The following is a 1,569-nucleotide window of genomic DNA, read 5'->3' on the forward strand; positions in this document are numbered from 1 at the left end:
CCGCACTCGCCAGCGCGGAACGGATCACCCGCTGCTGCGACGGACCGTTCGGCGCCGTCAGGCCGTTGCTCGCACCGTCCTGGTTCACGGCCGAGCCGCGCACCAGCGCCAGCACCCGGTGACCGTTGCGCTCGGCATCCGACAGCCGCTCCAACAGCAGCAGGCCGACACCCTCACCCCAGCCGGTACCGTCCGCACCCGCCGCGAACGCCTTGCAACGCCCATCCGGAGCCAGACCCCGCTGCCGGCTGAACTCCACGAAGCCGCGCGGCGAGACCATCAGCGAGACACCGCCGACGATCGCTTGGGAGCACTCGCCCTGACGGAGGGACTGCGCGGCCAGGTGCAGGGCGACCAGCGACGACGAGCACGCCGTGTCCACACTGACCGCGGGCCCTTCGAGACCGAAGGTGTACGAGATACGTCCCGAGACGACACTGGCCGCGTTGCCCGTGGCGACGTAGCCCTCGGTCACGTCCGGGCCCTGGTCCACGAGGGAGACGTACTCCTGACCGTTCGTGCCGATGAAGACGCCCGTCCGGCTGCCGCGCACCGCCTCGGGGTCGATGCCGGCCCGCTCCCACAGCTCCCAGGCGGTCTCCAGGAGCAGCCGCTGCTGCGGGTCCATCGCCAGCGCCTCACGCGGCGAGATACCGAAGAAGTCGGCGTCGAAACCGCCCACTTCGGAAAGGAAGGCACCTTCCCGGACGTAGCTCTTGCCCAGGGCGTCCGGGTCGGCGTCGTACAGACCGTCGAGGTCCCAGCCGCGGTCCGTCGGGAAGTCCGAGATGGCGTCCTTGCCGGCGGCCAGCAGGTCCCACAGTTCTTCCGCGGTCTCCACGCCTCCGGGGAAGCGACAGCTCATGGCGACGATCGCCAGGGGCTCGTCGGCGGCGGCCACCGCGGCGGGGAGCGCGGGGGTGGCTTCCTCGTCCTGTGAGCCGAGCAGTTCGGTGAGCAGGTGGTCCGCCAGGGCTGCCGGGGTGGGGTAGTCGAAGACCAGCGTCGCCGACAGTCGCATGTCGGTGGCTTCCGTGAGCCGGTTGCGCAGGTTGACGGCCGTGAGGGAGTCGAAACCGATCTCCGTGAATGCGCGACCGGGTGCGATCGCGTCGGCTCCGGCGTACCCGAGTACTGCGGCCACGTGGGCGCGTACGAGTTCCAGTACGATCCGGCGCTGCTCGGCTTCGGGCAGCCCGGCCAGCTTGCGTACGAGAGCGGACGTCTCTTCGGTGAGCGGAGTGTCCTCCGCGGTGGCCGTGGTCGCCTCGGTCACCCGGGCGACTTCGGGGATCCCGCTGAGCATGCGGGACATCTGCCGGGCTTCGAAGGTGCCGGCGAAGTGCTTCCAGTCGGCGTCCACGAGGGCGAGAGCGGTGTCTCCCAGGACCAGGGCCCGTTCCAGGGCCTTCACGGCGAGCTCCGGGTCCATCGGGAGCATGCCGGTGCGCCGGAGGGTCCGGCTGACCTCGGCACTGCTGACAGCCATGCCGTTTTCGGCCCAGGGGCCCCACGCGATCGAGGTCGCCGGCAGCCCCTCGGCCCGCCGCACCTCCGCCAACGCATCCA

1 protein-coding gene is annotated in these 1,569 nt (G+C 70.9%); it reads right to left on the reverse strand.

What is annotated here, in order from left to right; translation table 11 throughout:
• The coding region (locus AB0B40_RS38170) for a beta-ketoacyl synthase N-terminal-like domain-containing protein (RefSeq protein ID WP_362268237.1) at positions 1-1,569 on the reverse strand (1,569 nt) is incomplete at both ends.

The organism is Streptomyces sp. NPDC042638 (genome assembly GCF_040647235.1).
Classification (GTDB): domain Bacteria; phylum Actinomycetota; class Actinomycetes; order Streptomycetales; family Streptomycetaceae; genus Streptomyces; species Streptomyces rameus.